Raw genomic sequence first — 1,841 nt, 5'->3', positions numbered from 1 at the left:
TCCGGCTGGTGAGCCGCCGGCCCTATTGCGGTTCTACCTGTCCCGGGTCATCAAGCGATTGCATGTTGAAACCGAAGCCGGTTGGCATCGTTCTCTCTTCGGTGGCATCGAACAGTGGTGGCGGCGGGACGATGAGCGGGTCTGGCAGACGTTGGGTGCCATGCCGGTGCAGGAACCTCTCGAATCGCCATGGCAGTTGACGTTGTCCTCCTCGCTCTACCATGCGCTGCAAGGCGACCCGGAGGTGCGATCCTTTACCCGCTTGCTGACCGAGCAACATCCGGAACTCTTTGCCGGCGTGTGCGCCTGCGCTCGCTCGCAGCCAATTGAAACAGCGCTCCTGGCTGCGACCGAGGCGGGCCTGGTTCAACGCGGCGAGCGCCTGGCTTATGTCTACCGCCGCTTGCTGGCCAAAAATCAGGAGTAATAAATGCTGGTGAGATGGATCTGGAACTGGCTGTTCAATCAAGTCTGGTACGGCTTGCCAAAAGGAACACGCTGGGGGCTGGGCGCGTTGTTTGCCGGTTATTTCGTGTGGCTGTTCTTTATGCCCAATCTGCACCCCATGCCCACGGAGACTTCCATCCGCGGACATAGCCATATCGATCGGCCTATCCATCGTTTCTGGGTCAATGATCGCTGGGGGGGGAATCTTGGCCCTTATGGAGGGGGGGGGACCGTATGCTGCCAGCGGATCAGCGGCGAGACCGCCGAGGTGGAGTGGATTCTTAGCATCACAGGGGAGCAAGAACGACAGGGCATGGAAGTAGAACGACATAGCGTAACGCTGCCAATGCCGGAGCGCGCACGGGAAGACCGCTACCTGCACGTGCATTTTCTGCCCAATAACGAGGTCAAGCTGGGCTGGAGCGAAGATTTGATTTCTCCTTATGCCCATTTGCCAAAACGCCTGGACCAAATCGAAGAAGGAGCCCACCCATGACCGAAGAGGAAATTATGGCCAACTGCGAGGCACTGAACGCTGTCGCTGAGGATATAACCTCTATAGGCGTCATGACCTGCCATAGTGTATTAGAGGTGGGTGTATTCTTCGATGGCATGGGGCGCCACGCTGAGCGAGATGAGGCCGATGGACGGTTTAGCAATGTAGCGCGTCTCTACGAAACATTCCCTGACCAAACGAGTGATCAACTCGGTCGACGCTTTCGTAAACTCTATCTTCCCGGCCTGGGCACACCGCTAGAAACCGAAGCATCCGAGAGCCTGGCCACGGCGGGGCGCATGGCACCCGGTGAGGCACGTAGCACTATGGAGGGTCATGTGAGTAGCAGCGCCCGCGAAGCAGTGGGGCGTGGGCTGCTGGAAGAGAGCGGGCGCGCCTGGTGGGAGACCTCCCGGCGTAACCTGACCCAGCAGTTCAGTTCACTCAAGGGCTGGGTGAAGGCGCCGCGCGATACCGTCGCGCGCCTCGGTGTCGAGTCCTGGTCGCCGCTGCGTGACAGCCCCTTGATGGCGCACCTGCTGACCAGCGGTGCGGCATCGCGGCTGACCAAGGCTATGCGCGAGTTCGAGGAAGAGATTGCGCTAGCGAATTCGGCCGATATGCCGCTGCGCACCATTCGTGTCTCGGTGTTCGGCTTCGATTTCGGCGCGGCCCTGGCCAAGGCCTTTATCCGCGAACTCTTGGATAAGACGTGTGAGCGCCAGGGCAATACCTATCTCTATCAGGGCGCCGAAGTGGTGGTCGCCTTTGCCGGGATGTTCGATTGCGTGCATCGCACCCACCCCGACATGGGGCCGCTGGAAGCCCTGACGCCTGCCGTCACGGAAATCGATGACGGTGGCCCATTGCATCCTGCCTGCCGCCGGGCCGTGCACCT

Annotated in this window: 2 protein-coding genes and 1 pseudogene; all 3 read left to right on the top strand. The window is 60.3% G+C overall.

All coding sequences use genetic code 11. The features are described from left to right. Positions 1–427, top strand: a 427-nt coding sequence (locus tag DU490_RS17265; RefSeq protein ID WP_220270531.1) for a hypothetical protein, incomplete at its 5' end; no start/stop codon positions are given. 3 nt (positions 428–430) lie between these two features. Next, complete coding sequence (locus DU490_RS16875) at positions 431–943, top strand: DUF3304 domain-containing protein (RefSeq protein ID WP_114575376.1); 513 nt, start codon at positions 431–433, stop codon at positions 941–943. Next, positions 940–1,841, top strand: a pseudogene (locus DU490_RS16870) (DUF2235 domain-containing protein); the annotation flags it as partial. The gene DU490_RS16875 and the pseudogene DU490_RS16870, both read left to right, overlap by 4 nt.

Origin of the sequence: Halomonas sp. DQ26W, assembly GCF_003339685.1 — a bacterium.
Taxonomy (GTDB): Bacteria; Pseudomonadota; Gammaproteobacteria; order Pseudomonadales; family Halomonadaceae; genus Halomonas.
This window is presented reverse-complemented; position numbering and strand designations above follow the sequence as displayed.